The following is a 26,127-nucleotide window of genomic DNA, read 5'->3' as shown; positions in this document are numbered from 1 at the left end:
AAGCTCAATATTTGCTCATTCCTGCTTCTTACGCGTTGCCCCATGCGCCGGGGCTCCAAGTGTCTCGAGCGACGGTCCCATCCGCTTCGGCACCCCTCGACGGCGTCATTGCGTATTTTCCGGCGCATCCGTACCGATGAGCAACGAACTGTGAGCGGAGCGCTGCTTAGCCGCTCTCGGCGCAACTGGTTCGCCGTCCGTTCCGGGATACAATCGTTCATGGATCTCACGCGCCCGGGAAATCGCCAGCTTATGATCGTCTTCCAAATGGACGCGCAACGTTGAAGAATCGAGCTCTGTCACTGCGGTTCTTGAACCAACGGAGACCGAGCGGTTGCCTGTCAGCGCGACAATCCGAAGGGCAAAATCAACGTCGCTTAAAATGCAAATGCCGATCCCGCGGTTGTCCTCCGTACAGATTGCGCTGATGTCCTCCTGATCAAGAATCGCGCGGAGCTTGTTGCGTTCCGCAAGGCTGCCGCACGATAACACGGCTGCACCGCGAGCCAGTGTCACGGAAGGGGCATTCCCATGCTCTGTGACAATCGTGCCATTAACCACTCCGTCGCTGGTGAGCGATTTGCAAGCAATGGTGACCGAGTGCTTTTCGGCATACTCCACTGCCCTGTGGTGCAGTACTTTTGCGCCATATCTCGACATCCGTGCGATTGTCTCGTAGGCAATCTTTGGAATCAATCGCGCTCCCGGCACAAGATAAGGGTCTGCTGTATAGACACCCGGAACATCCGAGTATATTTCACAAAAGCGCTCTCCCAACATGGAGGCAATTACGATAGCTGTCAGATCAGAGCTATTTCTGCCGAGAAACGTTAACCTGCCCGACTGATCAATTGCCTGTCCGCCCGTGGCAATGACAATGTCATTTCCCCGTAACGCTGCAATAATTGAACTAGGATTTACGCTTTCTATCGAAGCGCGGCCGAAGTCTGAATTCGTACATATTCCAAGGGAATAACCGTTTAAAGACATGACGGGAATCCCTTGCCGGCTCACGGCGGCCTCCAACAGGCAGGCACTGAGCATCTCTCCGGTTGCGAGTGCCGCATCGAGGTTCGATGGTTTTACTTGCTTGTTGACGTCGAGCATGACTGATTTGAGGTTGTCGGTCGTTCCCGACATTGCGCTGACCACGGCAACGATTTTGTTTTCACCGGCTGCGAGTCGCTCGGCTAAATGCCGAGCGACTCGACCGAAGTCTTCAGGATGCCGAAAACTAGAGCCTCCGAATTTTAGAACCGTTGCGTACATGGTCCACCAATCACGTTGTTGGCGATTGCAAGCTTTGCGATGGGAAGTGCGTTAAGCGCCGCTCCAACTTGAAGATTATCTGCGACGATCCAGAGCCAGAGCCCGCACGGATTCTCGGGGTTTACTCTCACGCGCCCGACGTGAACAACCGTAGGATCTTCCAGAAAGCGCGGTGTGGGGTATCCTTCGTGGGTTCCGTCTGCATAGAGCCGGACATCGGACTCTATCGCCAGCAACTCATGAACCCGCTCCAGGGGAACGGGCTCGTGTAGCTCGAGATACACCGCCTCCGAATGGCCATTTACTACGGGAACCCGAACGCAGGTGGAGGTTAACCGCAGATGAGGCAGACCCAAGATTTTTCGAGACTCCTGAACGAGCTTACGCTCTTCTAAAGTCACGCCCTCCGAGGCGATCTCACCAACTTGCGGTATTACATTGAACGCAAGGGGAAAAGGGAAATGCTCCGCGGTTGGCGGCGCTCGTCCAACCAGTGCGGCTCTGGCCCCTTCCAATAGCTCGTCGATCCCTTTCAGGCCGCCCCCCGAAGCGGCCTGAAAGGTGGTCAAAATGATCTGATGGACATCGAATTCAGTGACCAATGGTCTAAGAGCGCGGACCAGCTGAATCGTAGAACAGTTTGGGTTTGCCACTATCCCCGAACGCGGGCGAGCCGCGAGCGCATTAGGACTAACTTGTGGTATGAGGAGTGGTACGTCCGGGTTCATTCGAAAGGCGTTCGAGTTGTCGATCACGAGGGCGCCCTGGGCTGCGAACAGAGGTCCATATTTGGCGCTTACCGCGCCCCCTGCGGAGAATAACGCGATATCGGCTTGGGTATCGTCGATTTCGTCGAGTGGCTCCACGATGCAGATTTCATCTCGAAACCTTGTTTGGCGACCGACCGAGGTGCGGGACGCTAGCAACCGCAAACGAGAGACCGGAAGCTGGCTCGAATCCAGCAACTTTATCAGTTCAGCCCCGACGGCCCCCGTGGCTCCAATGATAGAAATATCCAAGGCTCTCATGATACTCGACCTCCAGAGGGCAGTTCCGGGCAGCTCGCTGCCCGCGTGGCTATGTTCACTGCTCCTATGGAGGCTGTGTCAGGTTCCTGATTGGGTATGGTGGACGATCACCGCCCACACTCTATGTGATGATGGAATCATCAAAAACTACCAGGTTCGGTAGGGGCCGTATTGAATGCACCTGCTATGCATCACATGAAAAAACATTCAGCAAACCGTACTTTTTGTTGGAGGTGCCTGTCACTCAGACCGAGGTTGGCTCTAAACTGGAGATTTCCGAGACTCGCAAGAGCATCTTCGTGGAGCAGTACCACCGCATAGCGCGTGCGCTCGCCGCAACATCGCCTGGCGTCAGCCGTTGCGAAAGGCATAGCTGTAACCGTTGATCGCCGGAACGCCCCCCAAATGCGCATAGAGGACCTTCGATCCTTCTGGAAAAAAGCCCTTCTGCACGAGATCAACCATCCCTTGCATTGATTTGCCCTCGTAGACCGGATCGATGATCATGCCCTCCAGCTGCGCGCACAAGCGGATGGCCTCCTTCGTTTCCTCTGACGGAATGCCATAACTAGGATACGCATATCCCTCGAGCAGAAGCACGTCGTCGTCGTCGATTTCCTTGTCGAGGTCAACGAGCGTTGCAGTATGCCGAGCAATTTTTAGCACCTGCGCCTTGGCTTGGGCGGGGCTTGCGGAGGCATCGATCCCGATCACGTTGCGCTGTCGCCCGTCACTGGCGAACCCGACCACCATGCCGGCTTGCGTCGAACCCGTCACCGTGCAAACCACGATATAGTCGAAGGCAAATCCAAGCTGCTTCTCCTGTGCACGGACTTCCTCCGCGAAGCCGACGTAGCCGAGACCACCAAATGTGTGAACGGATGCCCCGGCTGGTATTGCATAGGGTCTACCTCCTCTTGACTTGACCTCGTCGAGTGCCTCTTCCCAACTGCCGCGGATGCCGATGTCAAAGCCCTCATCGACCAGCCGCACCTCTGCTCCCATGATACGGCTCAAGAGAATGTTACCGACTCGGTCGTAAACGGCATCTTCATGTGGTACCCAGCTCTCTTGGACAAGCACGCATTTCATGCCGATCTTGGCGGCGACCGCCGCGACCATCCGCGTGTGGTTGGACTGCACGCCGCCGATGGAGATAAGCGTATCGGCTTTCGACGCGATCGCAGCGGGGATGATGTATTCGAGCTTGCGAAGCTTGTTTCCGCCAAACGCGAGACCGGAGTTGCAGTCCTCGCGTTTGGCGTAGATTTCCATCTTTCCCCCTAGATGCTTGCCGAGGCGGTCGAGCTTCTCGATGGGCGTAAGTCCAAAGGTGAGCGGGTATCGTTCGAACTTTTTCAGCATGTTCTCTCCAGTGACTTACCTTGATCAGACTTCGACTATTCGCCGGCTACCCAGGGTTTTGATCTGACAGGTGGGAACAGTTTCCGCCGACGTTCCAGTTCTCGGATGAAGCCTCAACCGCCGCATCGGACCCGGCGGTAGGTGGAACCAATCATCCTCCGCCCGATAGGCCTCAAGATCGATCTGTACCGATTGTGCAGCCGGTCGCTGCGCAGATCAAGGAACCAGTGATCGTCCTGATGCGCGACGGAAGCGGTGATTTCGGCCTCATGAAAGGCTTTCGTCCTGCCCAAGGGGAAATAGAAAGCTTCCGCGATCAGCGCCTCGGTGTCGGGCGCTATGAGACGCGCTACCGTGACGTCATGCGACGGCGGGCCGAAGCGGAAGGCATAGGTGGTGTCGAAGAAGGCGCCGAGAGATCGGTGCAGGCGATCTTGCACTTGGCGCGGGCTTCGATCGAGAGGCCAAGCTTACCGCTCACCACTTTTTGACGGCCATCGCGCAGGCAGCGGACCTCGGGATCGAGGTCGAGCGTCACATTGCTCTCGTTGGCCACATGCAAATCGAGACCGTTGGTGCCTTCGTCGGTGAAAAGCACTTGCACGGGCCGAAAGGGGCGGCGCAGCGCATACCATGTTGGCTTCGGTTCTCCGGTCGAATCGATACGCCCCAGCCGGGCCAGGCAATAAATCCTACAGCGTCCAGACCAGAGCGCCGTTGCAGCCCGAACCCTGCCGCCGCCACTCGGCATAACACTCTTCCGCGACTTCGCCGGTGACCGCCTGCGACAGAGCAAGATAGAGATCAGGATCCTCCCGGAGCAGCCGATCCGACTCGAAACCATAGAGCTCGCAAGATAATGATCGCGCACATCCTCAAAATCCCAGGAGGCGCCACGATCGCGCGGCACACGCTCCTTCCATAGCGGGCTTTGGACTGGAGGAACCGAGAGATGCCGCGACAGCTCCGGGCCTGTGGTAATGCGCGAAACCCAAGCTTTCCGCCGCAAAGCGGACGTCAGCGCGGCGTGAGTCATCGAGAGGGCGCATATAGGCTCCGACGCCGACGGCATGGCGCCGCCGAAGGGCGAATTGGCGACATAGGGGATATCCGGCCGAAGCGATCGGGCAACCGCCGGTATGATCTCCTCGACGATGGGGCTCGGCCAGAGTCGCTCCGGCAGGCCGAGCATCGCCGCCTGCTGGTTTCGCTGCCGCCGCAAACGACGGCGAGTGATGGCGACAGTCGCGTGGCGGAAAGGAACTGCGCCACTTCCGCCTCGACATGGGCGTTCAAAGCCTTATCGTCTTTCGGATAGTCGAAATTGGCGAACATGAAATCCCGCCAGACCAGCAGGCCGAACTCATCGCAGAGGCGGAAGAACTCCGGCGTCTCCTAGGCCATAGTGCCGCCAATGCGGATCAGGTTCATACTGGCCTCCGCCGCCAGCCGCAGCCACGGTTCGGAATCGGCGCTACCGCCAGGTAGGCGCACGATATCGGCTGTGATCCAGACCGCGCCACGGCAGAAGATGCGTTCGCCGTTTACCATCAGGCCGAAATCCTGCCATCGGGGCCGCGATCGATCGCCAGCCGACGAAAGCCGGCGCGTCCGAGCGGATGCTCGACATCATCGATGATCAGCGTGACCTCATGGAGGTGCGGTCTTCCATGCGTGCGTGGCCACCATGGCGTCACACTAGGGATCTTCAGGATCGTCGTGCAGCGGCCGTGGCTATCCCGCTCGAAGGCCTGCTTGATCTCGCCGCAGCGAAGGGTGACCTCGCTGACATACCCTTCGATCGAAAGCGAGGCATAGAGCAGTCCCTCGCCATCCTCGAGCAGATCAGACCGCAGCGAAAGGTCGCGAACGATGGGCTTATGCGGATGCAGCAGCGATACCGGCCGCCAGGGTCCGACGGCCTGTCTTTCCGGGCACCAGCCAGGCATATGGCCGAGCAGGGTCGTGCGCACCAGCCGCAATCCCTGCGGCGTGATCATTTGCGGCCGCCAGCGGGCGCGCGGGCCGGGTTCGCCAAGGCCCGGCTCCAGCGCACGGAAGCACAATGCCAGTTCGTCGCCGCCATGAAGGTGAACGGCAAGATCATGGGTTTCGAACATGCTCTCGGAGACGAGAATTTTCTGGCCGTTCAGGAAGACTTCGCAGAGCGTTGCCAGACCTTCCAGCCGCAATACGGCATCGCCGGCATTAACATCGACCAACCGGCAGAGATACCAAGCGTCACGGTCGTTCAACGGATGCGGTTGTTCTCGGTCGAAAAGCCCGGCCTTTTCCAGCGCTTCCGCCACAGTGCCCGGCACAGGTGCCGGGATGAGACCAGCCGAAGGCGATAGATCCGAAGACGAAGCGCAGGCGCCCGCATCCGTCAGAACCAGATTCCAGCCATCGCTCTGCAGCGCGTCGCCGCTGATATCAGCCAAACGCCCTTGCATTGGATCCCCCAACTCAAAACATGATCCCGATAAGTGAAAAGCGACTCTTGGAGGAGATCATGTTCAACTACAGCTTTTGTTGAAGCAGGCCCATCATGGAATCCCATGCATCCACGGCCGGCTCAAGCGCCATCTGCAACGGCTCGAATTTCTTGCGCGTCACAGCTCGGGCAAGCTGGAACTGCACCGATTTCGCCACTTCCGAAATCCGCCGTGCCTCACCAGCCGCCTCAGCGAAATCCGCCGACAGCCAATCGAGATGACTGCCCGCCAGCTCGAAATTGGCCCCGAGCTGGCGCAGCGTATTGAAGGCATATTTATGGAAAAAGCCGAAGGACCGCTCGGCCACCGCTTCCGCCTGGGCCGGGAAAACCGCTGCGAAGGCACGTATGGGGTTGGCCGTGGGGCGGCGGCAGAAATGGAAATCCAGGAGCTGCCGCGATGTTTGCCGAATGGCGGATTCTCCCGGCGCCTTTTCCGGGAATTTAGCAAATTCGGTATAGGGCAGGAACGGGGGATCCTCTTCCGTAAGCTGCAACTGCAACAGTCCGTCGAAATCCTCGCCCGAAAGGCTGAAGAAGCCGCCATTGTGAAAATAGTCGAGCGAACGGCCCGCGATATCAAGCCGATTGATCGCCATCGTCGTCTTGCCGTGCTCGCAGCGATAGCCGACGCCCTGCGTATCCGGCATAAAGAAGGGATCCATCTCCACCAGGCAAAGCCGGCCACGACCGATCTGTTCGGCAACGTGATGCTGGACCTCGTTGTAGATCGCCAGCTCCGTGCAGCGGATGCCGTAGATCGCTTCGAGATCTTCGAGCGGCACCTTGAAGAAGGGGAACTGGTCGCCCTCGAAATCCAGGGTCACAGTGAAGCCGAGCATCGCTTCCGGAGGCAGCCTAAGCGTGTTCAGCACTTCGATCCAGAGGTCGATATAGCAGTTGGTTTCCGGCCACATACGCTCGCTGGCGTGCAGCGCGTGTGACTTATGGGTAACGGGATCGAGGTCCCTGAAGACGGAAGCCATGATCAACCCCACAGTGCCTTGCGCACGCTCTCGGGCCATTCCACGGTATCGAGCCCATGATGATGGAGAAGCGCAAGCGCGATGCGCTCCAGCCCGAAGCCGACACAGGCCGTGTGCGCGACGCTGCCGTCTTCGAGGTTGAGACCCCATTTCGTGCCGAAGGCGTCCTGATGATAGTTGAAGCTCATGCAGGCGGTGGGATTGGCGGACGAGGTGATCGGGATCAGCAGTTCGAACTTCAGGTTCTGGTCGCGCTGATTGTTGGCGAGCATCTTGCCGGCGCGGCCGAAGAACGGATCGTTGGCGATGTCGATCGTCACCTCGAGGCCGACGGCTTTCATCATCTCGACGCCGCGATCCATCCAGCGTTGGCGGAAATCGGTGACATGCTCTTCGGTGCCCATGCAGACATATTCGCGCATCCGGAACAGCTGCTGGCGGGCCGGGTCTTTCGACGGCTCGTGGCGGAAGCAATAGGATTGCAGGTCGAAGAGGCCGCCCGTCTTCGGCAGATTGCCGCGCTTGGCGACCGTCGGATAGAGCGGATAGCAGGCAGCCGGCGTCAACACGATATCGGTCGCTTCCTGCCCCTTGGTCCAGTCCTCGCCGACTTCCATGCATTGCAACAGGCTGACATGGTCGAGTTCGCTGCCGCAGAAGCTGTGCACTGTGCCGGCCAGCTGCGGGAAGCTCTTCATGTAGCCGCTCTTTTCGAAAAAGGCGCGGTTCATGCCGGGCGGAAAACGCATGGCCTCCGCACCGTCGCCGCCGCCTCTTCGAACTGGCCGCTGCGGCCATAGAGCCCGTCGATACCCGTATCGATCAGCAGGCCGGATTCGAAAAGCCGGTCGAGAAACGAGGTCTGCATATCCATGACTGTTACCCCAGTAGGCTAGTGTCCTGCTTGTGGACAAGAAGCATGCTCGACGTATTGCCGAGGATGCGGTCGTTCGAAATCATCAGCTGCGCGGAATGGGCGTCGCGCAGATGGCGTCCCAGGCTGAAGGGCGTGCCGTTCTTGTAGCCCATGATGCCGCAGATCAGCATGGCGTGGTTGACGATCTCCAGGATCGTCTCGGATGAGGCGATCTTGACGTTGTTCATCGCCACGGCAAAGCCCATCGACGACAGCCTGTCGGGATCGGCCTTGGCATGTTCATAGGCCTTGAGGCCGGCAACCACGTTGGATTTCACCATCTGGAGCAGGTTCGACACCTCCGCCAGGCGCAGCGCACCCGGCGGCTGGGCATCCGGCGCCTTGCGGGCAGCGGCGCGCACGAAGGCCTGGGCGCGAGCGACGGCGTCGACCGCAATGCCGTACCAGACACCGCTCCAAAGCAGATGCGAGGAGGCGAGCATGGACTGCGCCGCGATTTCGGCAAAAGGCTTCGGCAGGATCTGCTCTGCCGGCGCTTGTCCCTTGAACAGGAAGCCGTCGGAGCAGGTGCCGCGCATGCCGAGCGTGTTCCAGACGTGCGTTTTCTCGAGCGTGTACTGGTCCTTGAGGAAGGCCGTAAGCACCTGATCGGAGGAAGCCGCCTGGGCATGCGCACGCGAGGTGATGAGAATGGCGTCGGCATGCGAGCCGTAGGAAATGACGGTGGCATCCTTTTCGAGGCGGCAGCTATCGCCATCGACCTCAACCGCACAAATACTGTTGCGCAGGTTTCCGCCGATCCCACCCTCGGTGGTGGCGGAGGCGATCAGCAGTTGCTCGGCAGCAATGCGGCGCATGAAATGGCAATGCCATTGGCTGTCGGCGCCGTGTTCGACAAGGCTCGACAGCTTAATGTGGTGCATGGCGAAGACCATGGCGCTCGCCGCGCAAGCCTGGCCGAGCATCGAGCACAATTCGGCGATCTCGGTGATCGAGGCCGATTCACCGCCGAGATGGTGCGGCACCTGAATGCCGAGCAGCCTTTCGGCGCGCATCGCATCTACAGCTTCGCGCGGGAAACGGCCTTCGGCATCGACTGCGTCAGCATATTTGCCGGCGATCGCCGCGACGCGTGCGGCGCGCACCGCCGCCGCGTCTCCGGCCCTGGCTTCAATCAGAGCGCCCGCGACGTTCATCAGACGACCTTTCGGCTATCCAGGATCATGCCAACCGTCTTTTCGATGGCGACGATGCTGGCAAAGGATTTACGGTTCAGCAGATTGTCGGGAAACTCGATATCGAAAGCCTCTTCGATGCGGAGCATGAGTTGCACCGACGCAAAGGAAGACAGCCCCGCCGCATAGAGATCGGCGTCGTCGGCAATCTGATCCATTGTGACGGGGAGCGCATCACACTTGGCCAGCAAATCGCGAATAGTCTCATTCATCCTGGAGTCCCTCTAGGCAATCGCAAACACGGTAACGGCGTCTTATCCTGAGCCGAGAGGTAATAGTGAAAGGCCACCCAAGGGAGCGCCGATACTCGGAGGGTTTGACCCGGTTGGAGCGCGTCGGAGCCTTCATTTGTCGCCCTCATGATACGCTTGCGACTGATAGCGTCCTTCCTGGCAATGATCGACCGCTTAGCCCTTTGGCGACCGCTCTGAGCGCGGCTAGACCGCCAGATGAGAAAGAGCATGCTTGCGAAATAAGCCACTTGAAGAAGGAGCCAAGCACCCATCGTTTTGACCATTACGATGCGGATGGAATGCGAGACGAAGTAGCTCGTTGGGGCGCTGGCGCCGACGACGAGCAGCAGGAGGAGACAAAAGATTCTGAAGGGCAACACTGTTCTCCTGATTTGTTCGCAAGATCACGCAGCAACCTTGTCTGCGGCAACATGAGTCTGGCAGTTCTTCGGGCAGACGCGGCCACAGGCTCCGCAGCCAATGCAACAGCCGGCATGGTCGACGACCATCAATGCGATTGAGCTCGCCATCGAAGTCGTCGTCCTGGCCGTCGCAGATGCCGAGGATTTCACCGGTGTCATCGATTCCGTGAAGGTGCATGACCTCGCGCGAGCAGACCTTAAAGCAGCGGCCGCAACCGATGCAGGTCGTGCCATCGATAGCGGTCAGATATTCCGGCATCCATCTGGAGCCATCGCGGGTAACGAAAATTGGGCCCATCATCGTGAGTTCTCCAATGCGCCGAGCTCTCGTTTCGCAGCCTCCAACTCGGCAAAAACCCCGAACGTCTTCTCGGCGACCGCCTTGATCTCGGTCCAGTTGACCGGGAGGTCCTCGGCTAGGTCGTGCAATTCCATCTTCGCATTGCCCGCCCGCGACTGCAGCTTGCGGACCTTCTTCTGTAGTTTCTCAAGGTCTGACATGATCTCCTTCCTCAAAAACCGGCTCATCACGCCCGCGCCACATTGGGACTGCGATCGCATCGTCGACCAATTTTGTGCCCACCTCGGCGAGTTTCCCAAGCATCTCAAAGCCGAACCGGTGGACATCGCGTAGGGTCTTCGACAGAACGACCAACCGTCCGGTCGTGAGAACCACGCGGCCAAAGCCCTCATGGCCGATCGTCATGATCGGCGATGCCACCAGGCCGCATCGCTCTTCGATAACAAGTCCCACGCAACTGTAAAAATTCTGGAGCCTCCACAGCACGTCCGGATCGGGATCGCCGATGATCGGGATCTCACGGCGCTGCTCCTTGGCGAGGATGAAGTCGGCCAGCAGGTCAGCGTCCGATTTGCCTTCCCACGCCCCATGGGCATCCTGAGCGCGGATGAGCCTTATGAGGCATCTGAGAAAAGGGGTGGCGAGATCCCCATCCTCGTTGATAGCAGGGCCATCCGTACTTCCTGCCAATGTACCCATGTCCTAGTCCTCCTCATCGAAAGGCTTCTTTTCGGTGGCGCCTGCTTCGGCTAGCACCTTGCGCAACCAGGGCGGTGGAGTCGTCCTGAGCATCGCCCTAGTTTGGGACAGTACGTCTTCAATCAATTGAGCATCGGGTACTTTTATCGGGTGGATTTTGGCCGAAACGACCCTTGCTGCCGAAGGCCCGCCAATCGCCAGACAGAACAAGAGGTGACAGCCTTCCAATGCCTTCACCTTGGGGGCAATGCGATCGTCGCCCTCGTTTCGATGCATTCCGCTCTCATCGGAAACGTCTTCGAAACACAGGACTTCCACGAGTTTCCAATCGTCGGGACTGACGTCAAAGACCGCGAAGCGCTTGGCCGATCCGAAATGGGCGTCCAGACATTTCATATCTTGGGTGGCGATTGCTACGCGCAAGGCGCCAGCCTTCCGCTTCGGAGCTGCCGAGTGAGCCCCGTCAGGGACGATGGAGAGGCGACGGGCGGCGGTCATCTAGCCAGTTCTCCTTTGCGGGAGGGATCAAGCGATCCAGGACACGGCGCGCGCTGATTGGCCTGGAAGATGTTGGAAACATCGAAGATCAGGTCGCGCGTTCCCTGATAGAGACTTGTGATCTTATGCTGGCTGCCGAGTCGGTCGAAAATCGGGAAGCCCACCCGCATAAGCGGAATGCCAAGGCGCTCCGCCGCTTGTCGTCCATGCGAATGCGTAACAAGAAGATCAGCGTCGACGGCAAGTTCTTCGAGATCGCCAAGATCACCCACCTGGAGCGATTCGACCGGCATTTCCTGGATTATTTTTGAAGTGCCGGTCGTGGTGACTGCCGCCGTAATCTTGGCGCCCATGCCGGTGAAGAAGGTAGCGAATTGGTAGAGCTGGTCCGGCTCCGCAGCAATTGCGATCTTCTTGCCGCCGAAATAGAAATGCCCGTCGAGCAGGGCGTCCTGCAGCTGTGCTCGGCGACGGCGAATGTTTGCTGGCACCGGCGCACCTGAAATCCTTGAAAGCAACGAGACGAACCGGTCGGCTCTTTTCAATCCTGTCAGCGACTGGAACAGTGCGTAAGGCACTCCCGTCCGGGTCCGCAGTAGCTCTGCGGGGCGGCGCATATGCTCGCCGATCGCGATACATTGTGCCGCCGTGCCAAGCTCTTGGATCTCGTCGACGGGAGTACCGCCATAGGTGGTCGGCACCCAACGATCGTCGGGCACCGTGCCGTCGAGCGAGCCGGAAATGTCCGGCAGGATTACCGGCTTCAGACCGAAGCTTTCGACCGTTTCGCGCAGAAGCTCGATGTCGGCGACTGTCACATGCCATCCTGGTAGGATCGCAATCTTCTTTTGGTCGCGGCTCTGCTCGCCTTGCGTGGTGATGCGCTCGATCATAGAGGTGACAGCCTTAGCCCATCCCTCTTCGATCGCTCCCTCGAAATCCGGTGTGCTCGCCAGCACGATCTCCGTACCCGCAAGCTCATCGGCACGATCCCGCTTGATGTTGGTGAGATCGCCTGCAAAATCTTCGCCGCGGGTTTCCACCAGGGCTGTCGTGCAGATTCCGATCAACTTTGGTTTTGCGCGCCTCTTGAGATTGAGTATCGCCTCTTCCAGATTACCTGCGCCGCCGAGGATCGTCGCCACTGCGTCCAATGCCGTTGTCTGCAAGGGAATGGCTTCCTTGAAGTGCCGGACTAAAAGTACGAGAGCCAGGCTGGTGCAGCCCTGGCTGCCGTGGAACAGCGGCACTGCACGCTCGACGCCAAGAAAGGCGAGCGCGGCGCCGAGCGGCTGTGATGATTTCAGCGGATTGACCGCAGCTGATTTGGTCTGGGGAAAGACTTGAACCATCGGCTTTCCTCAACGCTTGCCGAAGCTGCCGGCGACCGCGCCGACAAAGTTTTGCAAGGCGTACCCAGTCTCGTTCTCGCTCTTGGTATTCGTCAGTTCTTCTTCCACCGCATGCTGGCATTCCCACGGTGCCGGCTCCCGCACCTCAATCCAGATCGGATTGTGAATAGCAAGATCGATCTGGCGAACGAGCTCCACCATGCCGTCATAGCCGGCATAGGGCTGGTGGCGTTCCTGGTTGATATCGAGCCAAGGTGTCTTGGCCTTCAGCGCGATGAATTGCGTGCGCCCGCCAGACAACATGATGTCGGCTTTACCGTCGGCGAGCATGTTATAAAGCTCGCGCGGCGCCATCGACTCGAACAGGTGGTTTTCGTCTTTCAGGAGTTGCTTGATCCGTTCCTTGTCTTCAGGCGTGGATTTCTTAACCGAGGTGCCGACGATCTCGATGCCCACCTCCATCAGCGCATCGACAATCGACCAGGACTTCACGCCGCCGGTGTTGAGCAACACGCGCTTGCCTTCAAGCCTTGGTCGATATGCTGCGAGTTTCTTCCAGGCAATCGCCTCCTCCTCCGCGATCAATGCCTCGGTGCGCTCGAGGATTTCGGGATCCGCCCCCTGCGTCACGAGCAGCTTGGCGATCTGCCTGAGTGCTTCAGAGGTGTCGGTAATGCCGTAGAAGGAGCCTTCGAAGAACGGGATATCCCAGAGCTCCTCCATTTTGCGGGCAAGGTTGATGAGTGCTGTCGAGCACACCAACATGGACGCCTTGGCGCGATGCGCAGAAGCAATGTCAAGATATCGAGCGTCTCCTGGAATGCAGGCCCGCACTCTGATCCCCAGCCGGTCAAGAAGCGGCTTCACCAGCCAAAACTCGCCGGATAGGTTGAACTCACCAATGATATTGATGTCGTAGGCGGTCACGTCGTTCGGCTCTACGCTGCCGATCACATGATCGAGCAACGCTTCACCGGCGAGCTTATTGCCAAGGTTCTTGGAGCCGGCAAAGCCCGGTGCGTTGACTGGCACCACCGGAAGGCCGAATTTTTCCGCGGCCCGCTCGCAGACCGCCTCGATGTCGTCGCCAATCAATGCTGTCACACAGGTCGAATAGACGAAGACCGCCGGTGGAGCATAGGCCTCCTTGATCTCGCGGATTGCTTTAAAAAGCTTCCGCTCGCCGTGTCCCATCACCACTTCGGTTTCAGTGAGGTCGGTCGTGAAGCTCGTGCGCCAGAGCGTTGGACCTGAGGAAGCCGATCCTCGGTTGTCCCAGGAATTGCCCTCACAGCCGAGAGGCCCGTGGATCAGGTGCGCGACGTCGGTGACGGGCTGCAGCACGATCTTGGCGCCATCGAAAGCGCATCCGCCGGCTGCCGCCCCGGGGATCAGCGACTTCGAGCAGCCGTTCTTACGCGCCTTGGAATCCTTGCTGCGGTTCTTCTCGCAGGCAGGCTCGTCGAAGACGTCCTGGACTTTAGCATTGAGCGAGGGCATTGCGGTCTCCAAGTTCAGATGAAGGCGGCCGGCCTCACAAGGCCGACCGCCGCCGCTCCTAGCGGGTCAGGTCGTAAGAATAGTCTGTCACACCCGGCTCGCTCGTCTCGCGATCGAGCTTGTCGAAGATCTTGTCGAGGATCGTCGTCAGGACGCGCAGGCCGCCCTGGTAGCCCATGAGCGGGAAACGGTGGTGATGGTGCCGGTCGAATATCGGAAAGCTCAGCCGGATCAATGGGGTGCCGGTGTCGCGCTCGAGATACTTGCCATAGGAATTGCCGATCATAAGATCTACCGGCTCGGTAAAGAGCAGCGAGCGCAACGCCCAGAGGTCCTTGCCCGCCCAGACCTGGGAATCCTTGCCGAAGGGCGAGGATGCGAGCAACGCCTTCATCTCGGCTTCCCAGGCCGACGTGCCGTTGGTAGCAAGGCAGTGGGTCGGCTCACCGCCGGTTTCCAAGACGAAGCGGGCAACGGCGTAGACGAAGTCAGGATCGCCGTAGATCGCGTATTTCTTCCCGTGCAGCCAGGCCTGGCTATCTGCCATAGCGTCGACGAGACGGCCGCGCTCCAGGCCGAGTGCCGGAGGAATTTCCTTGCCGGTAATCTCCGAGACCTTCATCAGGAATTCATCGGTCGCCTGGACACCCAGCGGATAATGGAACGAGGCCGTAGCCTGACCGACCTCCTTGCAATATTCCAGCGTTTTGCGCGTGTTATAGTGCTGCAGCGACAGGGTCGCTTCGGCGTTCAACGTCGTTTTCACGTCCTCGATCTTCGTGCCGCCGTCATACATGCGGTACGTGCCGTCAGACGGCGTGTCGAACTGGTCGGAGGCATCCTGGATGAAGATGTAGGATACGCCCATCATGTCGAGCAGGCGCTTCAGTTCGCGGTTGTTGCCGACGCAGAAGCCGTCGAAGCCGGGAATGATGTTGATGGCTTGGGCAACCTCCTTCCGCTCGTTGCCTTTCCAGAAGTTCTCCAGAATGCCCTTGATCATGCCGTCATAGCCATCGACGTGGCTGCCGACGAAGGCAGGCGTGTGAGCGAAAGGAACATCGAAGTCGTGCGGGACCGACCCTTCGTTCTTTGCGTTTTCGATGAAGCTGTGGAGATCGTCTCCAATGACTTCGGCCATGCAGGTGGTCGAGACGGCGATCATCTTCGGATCGTAGAGCTTGTATGTATTGGCGAGCCCGTCGATCATGTTCTTCAACCCGCCGAACACCGCCGCGTCCTCCGTCATCGAGGACGAGACCGCCGATGAAGGCTCCTTGAAGTGACGCGACAGATGCGAACGGTAATAGGCGACGCAGCCCTGGCTGCCGTGGACGAAGGACATCGTTTGCTCAAAGCCTGCGGCTGCGAAGACGGCACCGAGCGGCTGGCAGGCTTTGGCCGGGTTCACGACCAGGGCTTTGCGGCCCAGGTTCTTTTCGCGATACTCCCAGGTCTTCGTGAAGTCGTTTTGATCGGCAACGACCTGATCCGGGTGGGGGCATTCGAAATTGGCTTTCTTCTCGGCGAGCATCTGCCTGTATTCCGGCTCGCGGAACAGGGGAGCATGATCGAGAACTTTTTCCGCCGACTGCGGCATAGTAAGCACCTTTCTTTTCATCGCGCCGCACCGGTGGCGGCAATGGGATGTCATCTGTCACGAGTGCGGATCAAGGCCGATGGAAGGGCCTGGCCTGCCCCCTCCCAAGACAGGCCAAGCTCTCATTCGGCCGCAACCGCCTCAGCTGGCGCGGCCTTTTTTTTCCAGGGGACGTCGTAGAGATCCCACACCGGATTATTGATGGCCAGATCCATGTCGCGGGCGAATATGGCAAAGCCGTCATAGCCGTGATACGGGCCCGAATAATCCCAGGAGTGCATCTGGCGGAAGGGGATGCCCATCTTCTGCACCGGATACTTCTCTTTGATGCCGGACCCAACAAGGTCGGGGCGGATGCCTTCGATGAACTTTTCCAGCTCGTAACCGGTCACGTCGTCATAGATCAACGTACCCTTGTTCACATAATGGCCGGTGCGCTGATAGTCGTCGTTGTGGGCGAACTCGTAGCCGGTGCCGACGATCCGCATGCCGAGGTCCTCATAGGCCGTGATGACGTGGCGAGGACGCAGGCCGCCGACATAGAGCATCACCGTCTTGCCTTCGAGGCGCGGCCGGTACTTGTCGACGACAGCATCGACCAGGGGCCGGTACTTGGTGATGACAGCCTCGGTCTTGTCGACGATTTCCGGACCGAAGTGCTTGGCTATTTCGCGCAGGGAGGTTTCGATCTGGGACGGACCAAAGAAATTGTATTCCATCCACGGGATGCCGTACTTTTCCTCCATGTGCCGACAGATGTAGTTCATCGAGCGGTAGCAGTGGATGAGGTTGAGCTTCGCCTTTGGCGCGCGCTCGACCTCAGCGAGCGTGGCATCACCCGACCAGTTGCCGACCACGCGCAGCCCCACCTCCTCCAATAGAATGCGCGTAGCCCACGCGTCGCCACCGATATTGTAGTCGCCGACGACGTTGACGTCATAAGGGCCGGTCTCGAACTCGACGTCGTTCTTGTCGAAAACCCAGTCACGGATGGCGTCGTTGGCGATGTGGTGGCCGAGCGATTGCGAGACGCCGCGGAAGCCCTCGCAGCGCACCGGCACGATCGTCTTTTCGTGCTCCTTGGCCTTCTTGCGCGACACCGCCTCAATGTCGTCGCCAATCAGCCCGATCGGGCATTCCGACTGCACGCTGATGCCGTTGTTGAGGGGGAAAAGCGCCTCGATCTCGTCGATGACCTGTTCAAGCTTCTTGTCGCCGCCGAACACGATGTCCTTTTCCTGGAAGTCTGAGGTGAACTGCAGCGTCACGAACGTGTCGATGCCCGTCAGGCCGACGTAGTAGTTGCGGCGTTGCGACCAGGAATAATGACCGCAACCGACCGGCCCGTGCGAGATGTGGACCATGTCCTTGACCGGCCCCCATACCACGCCTTTGGAGCCGGCATAGGCGCAGCCGCGGATCGTCATCACGCCCGGAATGGACTTGATGTTCGATTTGACGTCGCATTCGGAAAGCGCCTTCGGCTCATCGCCAGGCTCGTCGCCGCTCGTTGCGACGCTGAGGTGCTTCTTGCGGCGCTTTGCCGCCTTGTCTGGATATTGCGCTAACACTTCCGCAATGAGCTTTTCATGCAAAACGCTGTCATTCTCGTAATCAAGGCTCATGGGCCCCTGCCCCTTTCAAGGTTCGGGTTAGGTCGTCGTCGACGAAGCGTCTTTCGTGGAAGGACGCGCTGGCTCAAGGGCCAGCGCGTCCTGTCGACAGCGGCAGTTATTGAGCCGCAGCCACCGCTGACTCCTTGGCCTGTAGTTCGGCCAGCATCTGCTCGTCGCTCTTCATGATGCCGAAGTCGAGCAGCATGTCTTCGAGCTCTTCCATGGTAATCGGGGTCGGAATGGTCCCTTGGCCCGAATTGGCATGGATCTTCTCGGCTAGCGCCCGATATTCCCCGGCCTGCTTGGAGTCCGGCGCGTACTGGATCACCGTCATCTTCCTGAGCTCGGCGTGCTGGACGATGTTGTCACGCGGCACAAAGTGGATGAGCTTGGAATTGAGCCTGGCAGCCAGCGCCTCGGAGAGGTCGAGCTCGCGGTCCGTCTGGCGCTCGTTACAGATCAGGCCGCCGAGCCGCACGCCGCCGGAATGGGCATATTTCAGGATGCCCTTGGCGATGTTGTTGGCGGCATAGAGCGCCATCATCTCGCCGGACATCACGATGTAGATCTCCTGGGCCTTGTTCTCACGGATCGGCATCGCGAAGCCACCGCACACCACATCGCCAAGCACGTCATAGGAGACGTAGTCGACATCGTCATAAGCGCCGTTCTCCTCGAGGAAATTGATCGAGGTGATGACGCCGCGCCCGGCGCAGCCGACGCCCGGTTCCGGACCGCCGGACTCCACGCACTTGATGCCTTTGTAGCCGGCCTTGAGCACGTCCTCGAGCTCAAGGTCTTCCACCGAACCTTCCTGGGCTGCCAGATGCAGAACCGTGTCCTGTGCTTTGGCGTTCAGGATCAGCCGGGTGGAGTCGGCTTTCGGGTCGCATCCGACGATCAGGATCTTCTGCCCGAGGTCGACAAGCGCTGCGAGCGTATTTTGGGAGGTGGTGGACTTGCCGATCCCCCCTTTGCCGTAAAATGCGATTTGACGCAAATCTGACATATCGCCTTCCTTCTTTCGTTCCATCCATCGCTGAGTAAAAGGCCGGCAGCTCGCGCCGCCTCCCAGGGCAGTCTTCAAAACCCGTGCCATGTGGGCCGATCGAGCCGAAGCAAAGGTCTTTTTGTTGGGTTTCAGGAAGTTAGCCCGAGCCAGCACAGGAAACTGGCCAACCAACCCTAATGTCGCCGACCGGACAAAGCCGACAGACGGTGTCGTAAGGGCATCACTTGCACCGCTCGGTCGACCGCGCGGCAGGGAGACCGCGACTATCAGCAGGATCAAACGAAGCTCCGAAAACTGGAGACATTCGCACATCCCTGTAGCCAAGAGAGAAATGGTGAAGCTTTCGATCCCGCAAAACGTCGAGGGCGATCAAATCGCGAACAGTATTGAATAGGCCCGTCTTTCGCCCGAGCTTCTTTCTTGAGTGGAAGACGCCTCGCGACTTGATCATCGGGCAGTTTCCGCCCCTTCCAGGTCGCCCACGAACGGTAAGCCCGCCAGGGAACGACAAACCTTCCGCAATATTGCTCGGCCCCAAACCGCTCAGGAATGGCGCGGAAGTGTTGCGCGGCTGCCCAGCCGGCGTGGACAAAAGAAACAAAGCCGGTCGCCCGGGCTACAGGGACTCGATCAACTGACTGCGAACTGCTGAATCTTTTGTTCGCATTGAGGAATCTGCGACACCCACTCTGGCGCTTGCTCGAGTCACCAGCTTGACCGACGACGGCCGCATTCGAGGACGAGTATCATTTCGTCGAACGCTCGTTGCGTGATCGCCCTTGATGAAAAACCCTTTTGCCAGTTCCAACGCCGCGGCCGGACATGGGGCAACCATTGCCCGATTGACCCCATCTCCAACTTAAGTGGCTCAGCTCTCTTCAATGAGCCCACAGCTGGCAAGGGCAGAGACGAAATCGTGAACGTCGCATTTGGTGACGTCATACCGTTCTGATTTAAGCTCGCTCAGTATCCTTGGTAGTGTATGCTCGCCGTCCAGTTTCGAAACCAAACCGGCGACCCAAGGCGGAGGAGATTGGATGATCTTTCTTGATTTCTGGGATTCCTTCCCGATCCAGATACTCCCGTCCTCGGCTACAAACACCTGATGAGAACGCTTTAATAACGGCTTAAAGTAGTGCACGAGGGACCTCACTCGGTACGAGGGGCGACATCGCAACTGAATTTGCAGCCGGGACAGACACACCGTCGCCCTTGTTGCAGTTTGGCGACTTCTTCGCCAATGGCAGAACGCGGTGGACGGTCCGAAACATAATGCCGTTCATGCTCTTTTCCTCCTCTTCGAGCCTTTCATTGGCCCAACCCATCGCTGGCGATTTTCATCCCTTAAGGCGGCTTCGGGAGGCCCATACGGTCGTATGAAGCCCACTTCACCTTACGGTCGACTCCGCGACCAATTGCTGACAAACAAAACTCCAATCCCTCGGCATGTGGGAGATCCAAAAATCGTGCCAGCTGCGAAAAGAGCCTAGGAAAAGTTTTCCTATTTGCTCGGGGCTTAAATGCAACTGCATCAACAGCGCCCGAACAATATCGTCGCGTTTCAACAAATCGGCAGCGCCGCATGCGCGCCAATCAACCGCAGACGAGGGAGAAAACTCCGAGCAGCTCCGGCGGTGTTCTGGTACTTGCGCACCTTCAGGCAGGCCCAAGCAGGACGGGCGGTTCTGGCTCCTCGCTGTTGCAATTGATCTATAACATTGGAGAAATTCACAATGAGCAGCCGCGCATGACGAATGTCGGAAATCGATTAAATGCAGTTTGGTCGGGACCATAGCGCCGGCCGGCCTGCGAATGACACAGTGTTGCAATGTGCGACCGCGGTCCGCCGCCAAACGCGAGCGGAGGTCGGCACTTCCGCATTTCTCGATTCGATTGACGCGATGTCCATCATTTCGTCTTCTCGGCGTGCCGCAACGGGAATAAGCCGAGAACGACCTTTTGGGCCCTGCCGCCATGCACGTAGGCAGCGTTCTTCTATTCATATTCTGTTTTGGCGAATCTCGCCGGAAACGGTGGACGTGTCGACCGCAGCGGGTAATCGAGAAGCCTGCCAGTGACTGCCAAGCGTGTTACGGTTGCAGCGGAAGGCCGGCCCATGAAGACCGACCAGAGGTCTCTTCGATCGGTGGGTGCCCGGGCAAGGGCCCTTGCGGTCGATGTCTTCGGGTCGAAGAGAAGGATCTCAGGGTCATCTGGCCTCGAGCAGGGATCTATTGCGGTTATCACCTTCGTAATTTGATCGCAGATTACAGCGTCCGAAAAGCGGTTATTCTGCCACGTCAGGCCGATGCCCAAGCGATTTGTTCACCTCCGGGATGATCTTGTCTCCCCAGAGCTCGATCTGCCGCAGCATCGTCTTCTGGTCGAAATCTCCCATTTGGGTCTGGATCGCGATCTGGGTTGGTTTCAAGATATCTATCTCTTCCAGTAGCCGATCGATGACGCGATTGACGCTACCAACCGGCAGGTTCTCGCGCATCGTCTCGAAGGAGAGGTCCTGGCGCGTCGGTGTTTCATGCAGCAGATAGCCATCCAGGCTTTGCTGGCGGCGCAGAAGCAATACTTCGGAAAGCCGCCGTTGGAAGCGGGCATTATCGAGATAGCTGTTGATCTCCGCCTCCTCATCGCTGGCATAGCAGCAGCGCAGCAGTGATATCTTCGCGTCCGAAACATTCTTCCCTTTAGAAATTGCGGCTTCTTCGATGCGTTCGCGCAACACGCTCAAACTGTCCAAGCCGTCGTGGAATGCTGTGATCAACAGATTGTGTCCCTCACGATAGGCCCGCCCCATGCTGTTTCCGGACGCCGTAGCGATCCAGATTGGCAGCATTGGCCTCTGGACCGAGCGGACGGAAATCGCTGTCGGGGGTATCTTTTCGAACCGTCCGTCGTGCTCAAAGATCCTCTGATTGAGACCCTTGACAAGAATGTCCAAACATTCCGAAAAAACAGCCGGCGCCTCTTCGACATTGACGCCGAAGCGCTCGAACTCAAACTGCTGGTATCCAGAGCCGACGCCGAGCTCGAGCCGGCCGTTGGAAACGATATCGGCCAATCCAATCTCGGAGAGCAGGCGAAGCGGTTGATAGAGCGGCAACACACAGACGGCGGTGCCGAGGCGAATGATGCTCGTCAGGGCGGCGCAGTGCGCCACCATCATCAAGGGCGACGGAACCAGGCTGTAATTGTTGAAGTGATGCTCGGCAAACCATGCAGTCTGGAAGCCAGCTTGCTCTGAAAGAACTACCTGTTCGATGGAGTTGCGGATGATCTCGTCGGACGATTGATGATAACCGCGCCGCGCGGCCAGGAGGAACGTTGCAAATTCCATGATGATTCCTTTGCGGCAAATTAGCGATCGGGGTTCGCCAACTAGAAGTGGCGTGTCGGTTATCCGCTCCTCACCCCGCTCGCCGACACGGCAAACTCAGAAAGCTCGAACGCGGCCGTCTGTTTTGCTTCTCGATGAATGTAGTGCCTCGATCGGGAGCGCTTTGGGAGCATCGTGCGCCGGAGCTGCTCTCCTACGACATTGTCGGCTCCGATGGAGCCGCAGCCGGCCGTTTGGTGGATAGTCGACGATCATTGTGCAGCCTCCGCTAAATGTTTTGATGAAGTTCGCCGGCAAATGCCGCATCCCCGGCCGAGGTCCACCCGCCGTCAACGTAAAGGGTAGAGCCGGTCACGTACGATGCGTCAGACGATGCAAGGAAGAACGCTGGTCAGCGACGTCTTCCGGCCGTCCCATCCTTCCCATCGGGATGCGCCGCCTGATTGCTTTCGGATCGACGTGGCCGAGCTTTTCCATCTTCGCGACGGCAGGCGTGTGTATGTAGCCAGGCGCGACGGTGGCTGTGCGAATGCCAACCGGACCAAGTTCGGCCGCCATGCGTCGCGTCAGGATTTCCATGCCCGCTCCGAAAGCATCGTAGGCGTGGCGCGGTGCAAAGGGCAGTAATGTGTTGTTTGGTCCCAGATTTAAGATAAGGTTTCCCCGACGCATTACCTTGATCGCCTCGCGCGCGCAGGTGAAGGCGCCGGTGAGTGCGGGCTCGATCTCTGTCGGCATTTGTTCGACCTCTAACACATGATAGTTGGCCGCATTATTGACGAGGACGTCTAGCCGGCCGAAGTGCCTTCGCAATTCCTCGAACAGCGCCACCACGTTTCGACGGCGATGTCCACGGACCTCGCGATATGCTTGCCACCGAGGAAATCGGCAAGCTCTGCCGCTGCAGCGCCATCTTTGTCGGCAATTACAAGCGTCGCCGTTTTCCGCAAAGCGGCGCGCAACGGCAGCGCCTATGCAGTCCGCCCCGCCGATGACAAGCGCAATTCGCGCGGTGGAGTGCTCGGCAGGAGGGAAGAGTTCGGCTCGTGGCGTCCCGGGCACTGGCGGGTGCGCCTCGCCCGGTTGATTAGACGATCTCCAGCCACCGTCGACGGTCAGCACCGACCCGGTGATGTAACTCGCTTGCGCGCTGGCGAGAAAGCGCACCGCCCGGGCAATTTCGTCTGGACGCACCACGCGACCCATTGGCACCCGGCTGCGCACCGCGGCGAGGTCTATCTTGCCCGCGCGTTCAAGTTCCGAAACCATCGGCGTGCGTACGTACCCAGGTGCTACCGCCGCAACGCGGATGCCGCACGATGCAAACTGCCATGACAGCGATTTCGTGAACGAGATCAGGCCTGCCTTCGAGGCAGCGTAGGCGTTGCGTTTGGGATTGCCGAGCACGCCTGCCAGCGAGGCGACATTGACGATGACAGCGCCTGAGCCTATCCGTCCCGCTACTTCGCGGGCCATTGCAATGGGCCCAATCAGATTTACTGCCAAGATGCGTCGGAAGCCGTCGATAGTCGTATCAACGGTCGCAGCCATAGTAGGGCCTATGGCCGCGTTGTTGACGAGCACACCGATATGCCCGAATTGTCGTTCGATCCGATCATAAAGCGCAGGGATATCCTCCTCTCGCGAGACATCGAACTCTAGCCCAAGATGGGCGGGCCCGAGACCACGGGCCAGTTCAAGCACGCCGCTGCCAGGCAGGTCCACGGCGACGACAGTATCCCCGCCTGCGGCAAGAGTGTCCACCAGGGCATGGCCTATCCCGCCTGCAGCGCCTGTGATGATGACGATACGTCCGGCTTGTTTCATGAGATAAAAGTTCCCTGACCAACGTTGACGATCTCGAGGCATGAATCCTAATCGATCAAGCCTCACTTTCATCTTCTTGAAGGAATGCAGTCTTCCTAAATGCGTAGACGGGGTCATCGGGACATGATGCTCCGATCGGCTGCCGGCGGCCGAACTGCTCAGTCTCGGATGCCGCGGCCAAGATCTGCTCCTCGACCAGATCATAGACCACCGTCCGTTCGGCAATTCTCCAATCCCCTCCCTTTTTCAGGAACAGATCGCAATAGCGGCCGCAGATCAGGGCCTGACTTAGCGTCCCGGCCTTGTCCGGTGCGCGTTGCAGTGCGGCGAAGTAACTTTCGACGGCGGCTTTTTCCGGGCTGCTGAACTCAATCAGAATGTTCGTGATTTGATGGATGTTGCGCGGTCCCGTCTTAAAGATACCGAGGGCGAACTCGATGAAGCCCTCGGCCGAACCGGAATAGGCCCCGTGATTGTCACGTGCATCGGGCCAGTAGGAACTGCGCAGCGCCCCTTCATCGGCGCGGTCTATCCCGCGGCAATACCGATAGAGGCAGTCGCGGATCGCCTCGCGGTCGAGCAATTCGGTAATTTTTTTTTTGTGTTTCATCGCTTATCGCACATCTGATATCGGGGGCGCTTACCAATCCGGTGACGCAGCCAGCTTTCAACTGCTCGGCTGACGTAAGGAAAACCCTCTCTCTGCTTGGGCATGCATGTAAACAACTGCCCTAGAAGTAGACACCACTGGGAGAGCTGCGGGTAAGGTGTTTGGACAGCGACGGCGCCGTCATGCACCAGTTACGTTGCGTTTCAACCCCCACAATGTTGGTTGAACAAAAGGCGATCAAGCAACGCATCGGAAGTGCAATCTATCTCCAGCGCACGTTCGGGGCAGGATCGAGCGCCTCGCGATGCGAACAATTCGTCCTTCTCCTCAACATCGATTGCACCGGGGAGTATGTATCCCTCGTCGTCAAGATTGAATATTTCGGGCGCTTGGGCCCAACATCTTGCATGACCTTGGCATTTGGCAGTGTGTACTATGATGCGCATGCGGTACTCCATGTCTTTCCTCCTCTCAATTATCAGGACCAGTCCAGGATCAGATTCTCCATTCCAAACACGTGGCCACCATAGGTGATGGGCGCGGTACCATCCTTGATACGGAAGTCAGGAATGCGGGACAGCCACTCCTCCAGGGCGATGACGATCTCCTGCCGGGCAAGGTGTGATCCAAGACAACGATGGGGACCGTACGCAAAAGCGGTGTGGCGATTGTCTTCTCGTGCCAAATCGATCGTGTTCGGATGCTCGAATTCCGCCGGATCACGATTGGCAATCATTGTGGCGCAGGAAACGAAGTCCCCCTTACGGATCGGCGCGCCTTCGAAATTGATATCTTTCGTTGCCACACGGATCATCTGCACGGTCGAATAGGCGCGAAGCAATTCTTCGGCTGCGAGCACGATTCGATCCGGTTTACTCCGCAGCAATTCCTGTTCTTTGGGATTGCGCGCGAGATAGGCGAGGTCAAAGCCTATCGCCGTTGCGACCGTGTCCAGTCCGGCGACGAATAGGAGCACGCCAATACCATGGATTTCCTCGTCTCTCAACGCGCGGCCATCGACCTTTGCCTGCACGACCAAGGTCATGAAATCGTCGGTCGGTTCTTTGCGGCGCATGGCTGCGAGTTCATCGATGAACGCCAGAATCGTCCGGGCGGCTGCGGTTCGTTTGATGCCGTCGCCGTGAAGCAGGTCCCTCCCCCAGCCCACAAATGTATCGAGGCGCTCATCGGATAAGCCGAGCAAACGGAGGGAGATACTAACCGCAAAAGGAAAGGCGAAGTCGGTCAAGACGTCGCAGCTTGTGCTCGACGCGGAAATCTTGGAAATCAGCGCAATCGCCCGATCACGGACAGCCGGTTCAAGCTCCATTATCCGCTTGGGCGAAAGCAGCGGATTGAGTAGCGAGCGAAACACGCTGTGAGCCGGTGGGTCGAGTTCAAGCGGGATCAACGGCCAGTTTTCGCCAAGGGCCGACGCGAAAAGGCTCCGATGGCTGGAAAAGGTTCCGGTGTCCTGCAGCAATTTGCGTTGGTCCTGGGCGCGCGTAATGACCCAAGTACCTCGTCCATCGCGCGTATTGCAGGGAGAATAAAAGATCCGCGGCCCATTATGGAGGCAAGCGACAGCTGCGTGCGGATCCCCGTTTGGCATGCGCTCCATGCCGGGCGACGTGAACAGGCTGAAGTCCTTCACCATTTCGGGAGGGACATGTTCTGGAACCCGAATGGTAACCACTGCTTTTCTCCTGCCGTCAAAGACCCTTCGCCGAAAACGAATTTTCCTCGCAGAGGAAACGAGAAAAATCGTGGAGCGCCAGACTACCAACTTCCGCAGCGTGACGCGCCGATAACATGCGATGCAGCGATCAGATCGTCGTGCGGCTCGAAACT

22 protein-coding genes and 3 pseudogenes are annotated in these 26,127 nt (G+C 58.6%); all 25 read right to left on the bottom strand.

Translation table 11 applies throughout. The features are described from left to right. Window positions 1-105 precede the first annotated feature (105 nt). The gene (locus AB8B31_RS32895) at window positions 106-1,269 is read right to left on the bottom strand and encodes an amino acid kinase family protein (RefSeq protein ID WP_096772143.1); all 1,164 of its coding nucleotides are present in this window, start codon (window positions 1,267-1,269) and stop codon (window positions 106-108) included. After that, window positions 1,251-2,297, bottom strand: coding sequence for an aspartate-semialdehyde dehydrogenase (locus AB8B31_RS32890; protein WP_096772144.1), 1,047 nt, complete (start codon window positions 2,295-2,297; stop codon window positions 1,251-1,253). The genes AB8B31_RS32895 and AB8B31_RS32890 overlap by 19 nt, the downstream gene beginning before the upstream one ends. A 351-nt stretch (window positions 2,298-2,648) precedes the next feature. Then, a complete protein-coding gene (locus tag AB8B31_RS32885) occupies window positions 2,649-3,662 on the bottom strand; it encodes a 1-aminocyclopropane-1-carboxylate deaminase (RefSeq protein ID WP_096772145.1) in 1,014 nt (337 codons plus the stop codon). A 24-nt stretch (window positions 3,663-3,686) separates the two neighbouring features. Further along, window positions 3,687-6,115: pseudogene (locus AB8B31_RS32880) on the bottom strand (glycosyl hydrolase 2 galactose-binding domain-containing protein). Window positions 6,116-6,182: 67 nt separating this feature from the next. Further along, complete coding sequence (locus tag AB8B31_RS32875) at window positions 6,183-7,142, bottom strand: DUF1839 family protein (protein ID WP_096772146.1); 960 nt, start codon at window positions 7,140-7,142, stop codon at window positions 6,183-6,185. Window positions 7,143-7,144: 2 nt separating this feature from the next. Next, a pseudogene (locus tag AB8B31_RS32870) lies at window positions 7,145-8,016 on the bottom strand (amino acid--[acyl-carrier-protein] ligase). Between the two features lie 5 nt (window positions 8,017-8,021). Next, complete coding sequence (locus AB8B31_RS32865; RefSeq protein ID WP_096772147.1) at window positions 8,022-9,215, bottom strand: acyl-CoA dehydrogenase family protein; 1,194 nt, start codon at window positions 9,213-9,215, stop codon at window positions 8,022-8,024. Beyond that, window positions 9,215-9,466, bottom strand: coding sequence for an acyl carrier protein (locus tag AB8B31_RS32860; RefSeq protein WP_096772148.1), 252 nt, complete (start codon window positions 9,464-9,466; stop codon window positions 9,215-9,217). Before AB8B31_RS32860 ends, AB8B31_RS32865 begins: the two co-directional genes overlap by 1 nt. Further along, complete coding sequence (locus AB8B31_RS32855) at window positions 9,463-9,759, bottom strand: exopolysaccharide production repressor protein (protein WP_239621163.1); 297 nt, start codon at window positions 9,757-9,759, stop codon at window positions 9,463-9,465. The genes AB8B31_RS32860 and AB8B31_RS32855 overlap by 4 nt, the downstream gene beginning before the upstream one ends. Before the next feature lie 132 nt (window positions 9,760-9,891). Next, window positions 9,892-10,210: pseudogene (fdxB, locus tag AB8B31_RS32850) on the bottom strand (ferredoxin III, nif-specific). Then, window positions 10,207-10,410, bottom strand: coding sequence for a CCE_0567 family metalloprotein (locus AB8B31_RS32845; RefSeq protein WP_096772150.1), 204 nt, complete (start codon window positions 10,408-10,410; stop codon window positions 10,207-10,209). Before AB8B31_RS32845 ends, fdxB begins: the two are co-directional and overlap by 4 nt. Beyond that, window positions 10,397-10,909 (bottom strand): NifX-associated nitrogen fixation protein, encoded by a 513-nt coding sequence (locus AB8B31_RS32840; protein ID WP_096772151.1) that lies wholly within the window; start codon window positions 10,907-10,909, stop codon window positions 10,397-10,399. Before AB8B31_RS32840 ends, AB8B31_RS32845 begins: the two co-directional genes overlap by 14 nt. A 3-nt stretch (window positions 10,910-10,912) precedes the next feature. Further along, window positions 10,913-11,407 carry a nitrogen fixation protein NifX gene (gene nifX, locus AB8B31_RS32835; protein WP_054186335.1) on the bottom strand — a complete coding sequence of 165 codons (495 nt, stop codon included), beginning with the start codon at window positions 11,405-11,407 and terminating at the stop codon, window positions 10,913-10,915. Continuing rightward, the gene (gene nifN, locus AB8B31_RS32830) at window positions 11,404-12,759 is read right to left on the bottom strand and encodes a nitrogenase iron-molybdenum cofactor biosynthesis protein NifN (RefSeq protein ID WP_096772152.1); all 1,356 of its coding nucleotides are present in this window, start codon (window positions 12,757-12,759) and stop codon (window positions 11,404-11,406) included. The genes nifX and nifN overlap by 4 nt, the downstream gene beginning before the upstream one ends. 9 nt (window positions 12,760-12,768) lie before the next feature. Next, window positions 12,769-14,259, bottom strand: a complete 1,491-nt coding sequence (gene nifE / locus AB8B31_RS32825) for a nitrogenase iron-molybdenum cofactor biosynthesis protein NifE (RefSeq protein WP_141399572.1) — start codon at window positions 14,257-14,259, stop codon at window positions 12,769-12,771. Window positions 14,260-14,317: 58 nt separating this feature from the next. Beyond that, on the bottom strand, window positions 14,318-15,859 hold the full coding sequence (gene nifK / locus AB8B31_RS32820) for a nitrogenase molybdenum-iron protein subunit beta (RefSeq protein ID WP_439007667.1): 1,542 nt from the start codon (window positions 15,857-15,859) through the stop codon (window positions 14,318-14,320). Between the two features lie 122 nt (window positions 15,860-15,981). Next, a complete protein-coding gene (nifD, locus tag AB8B31_RS32815; protein WP_096772154.1) occupies window positions 15,982-17,484 on the bottom strand; it encodes a nitrogenase molybdenum-iron protein alpha chain in 1,503 nt (500 codons plus the stop codon). Between the two features lie 106 nt (window positions 17,485-17,590). Continuing rightward, window positions 17,591-18,484 carry a nitrogenase iron protein gene (nifH, locus tag AB8B31_RS32810; RefSeq protein ID WP_054186393.1) on the bottom strand — a complete coding sequence of 298 codons (894 nt, stop codon included), beginning with the start codon at window positions 18,482-18,484 and terminating at the stop codon, window positions 17,591-17,593. An 871-nt stretch (window positions 18,485-19,355) separates the two neighbouring features. Further along, entirely contained in the window at window positions 19,356-19,589 is a 234-nt protein-coding gene (locus AB8B31_RS32805; RefSeq protein WP_345774745.1) for a hypothetical protein, read from the bottom strand. A 1,185-nt stretch (window positions 19,590-20,774) separates the two neighbouring features. Beyond that, window positions 20,775-21,839, bottom strand: coding sequence for an LLM class flavin-dependent oxidoreductase (locus tag AB8B31_RS32800; RefSeq protein WP_097622025.1), 1,065 nt, complete (start codon window positions 21,837-21,839; stop codon window positions 20,775-20,777). 268 nt (window positions 21,840-22,107) lie between these two features. Continuing rightward, window positions 22,108-22,194, bottom strand: a complete 87-nt coding sequence (locus AB8B31_RS32795) for a hypothetical protein (protein ID WP_275593060.1) — start codon at window positions 22,192-22,194, stop codon at window positions 22,108-22,110. Continuing rightward, window positions 22,191-23,783 carry an SDR family oxidoreductase gene (locus AB8B31_RS32790; RefSeq protein WP_245433383.1) on the bottom strand — a complete coding sequence of 531 codons (1,593 nt, stop codon included), beginning with the start codon at window positions 23,781-23,783 and terminating at the stop codon, window positions 22,191-22,193. Before AB8B31_RS32790 ends, AB8B31_RS32795 begins: the two co-directional genes overlap by 4 nt. Then, window positions 23,722-24,276: a nuclear transport factor 2 family protein gene (locus AB8B31_RS32785; protein WP_097622026.1), complete on the bottom strand. Its 555-nt coding sequence runs from the start codon at window positions 24,274-24,276 to the stop codon at window positions 23,722-23,724. Before AB8B31_RS32785 ends, AB8B31_RS32790 begins: the two co-directional genes overlap by 62 nt. 203 nt (window positions 24,277-24,479) lie before the next feature. Then, complete coding sequence (locus tag AB8B31_RS32780; RefSeq protein WP_007636857.1) at window positions 24,480-24,734, bottom strand: ferredoxin; 255 nt, start codon at window positions 24,732-24,734, stop codon at window positions 24,480-24,482. 20 nt (window positions 24,735-24,754) lie between these two features. After that, complete coding sequence (locus tag AB8B31_RS32775; RefSeq protein WP_179874258.1) at window positions 24,755-25,933, bottom strand: cytochrome P450; 1,179 nt, start codon at window positions 25,931-25,933, stop codon at window positions 24,755-24,757. Window positions 25,934-26,127: the final 194 nt, after the last annotated feature.

Origin of the sequence: Rhizobium sp. 62_C5_N11_2 (assembly GCF_051811185.1) — a bacterium.
In the GTDB taxonomy this organism is placed as follows: Bacteria; Pseudomonadota; Alphaproteobacteria; order Rhizobiales; family Rhizobiaceae; genus Rhizobium; species Rhizobium leguminosarum.
The sequence above is the reverse complement of the archived record's forward strand: the minus strand, read 5'-3'. Positions and strand labels throughout refer to the sequence as shown.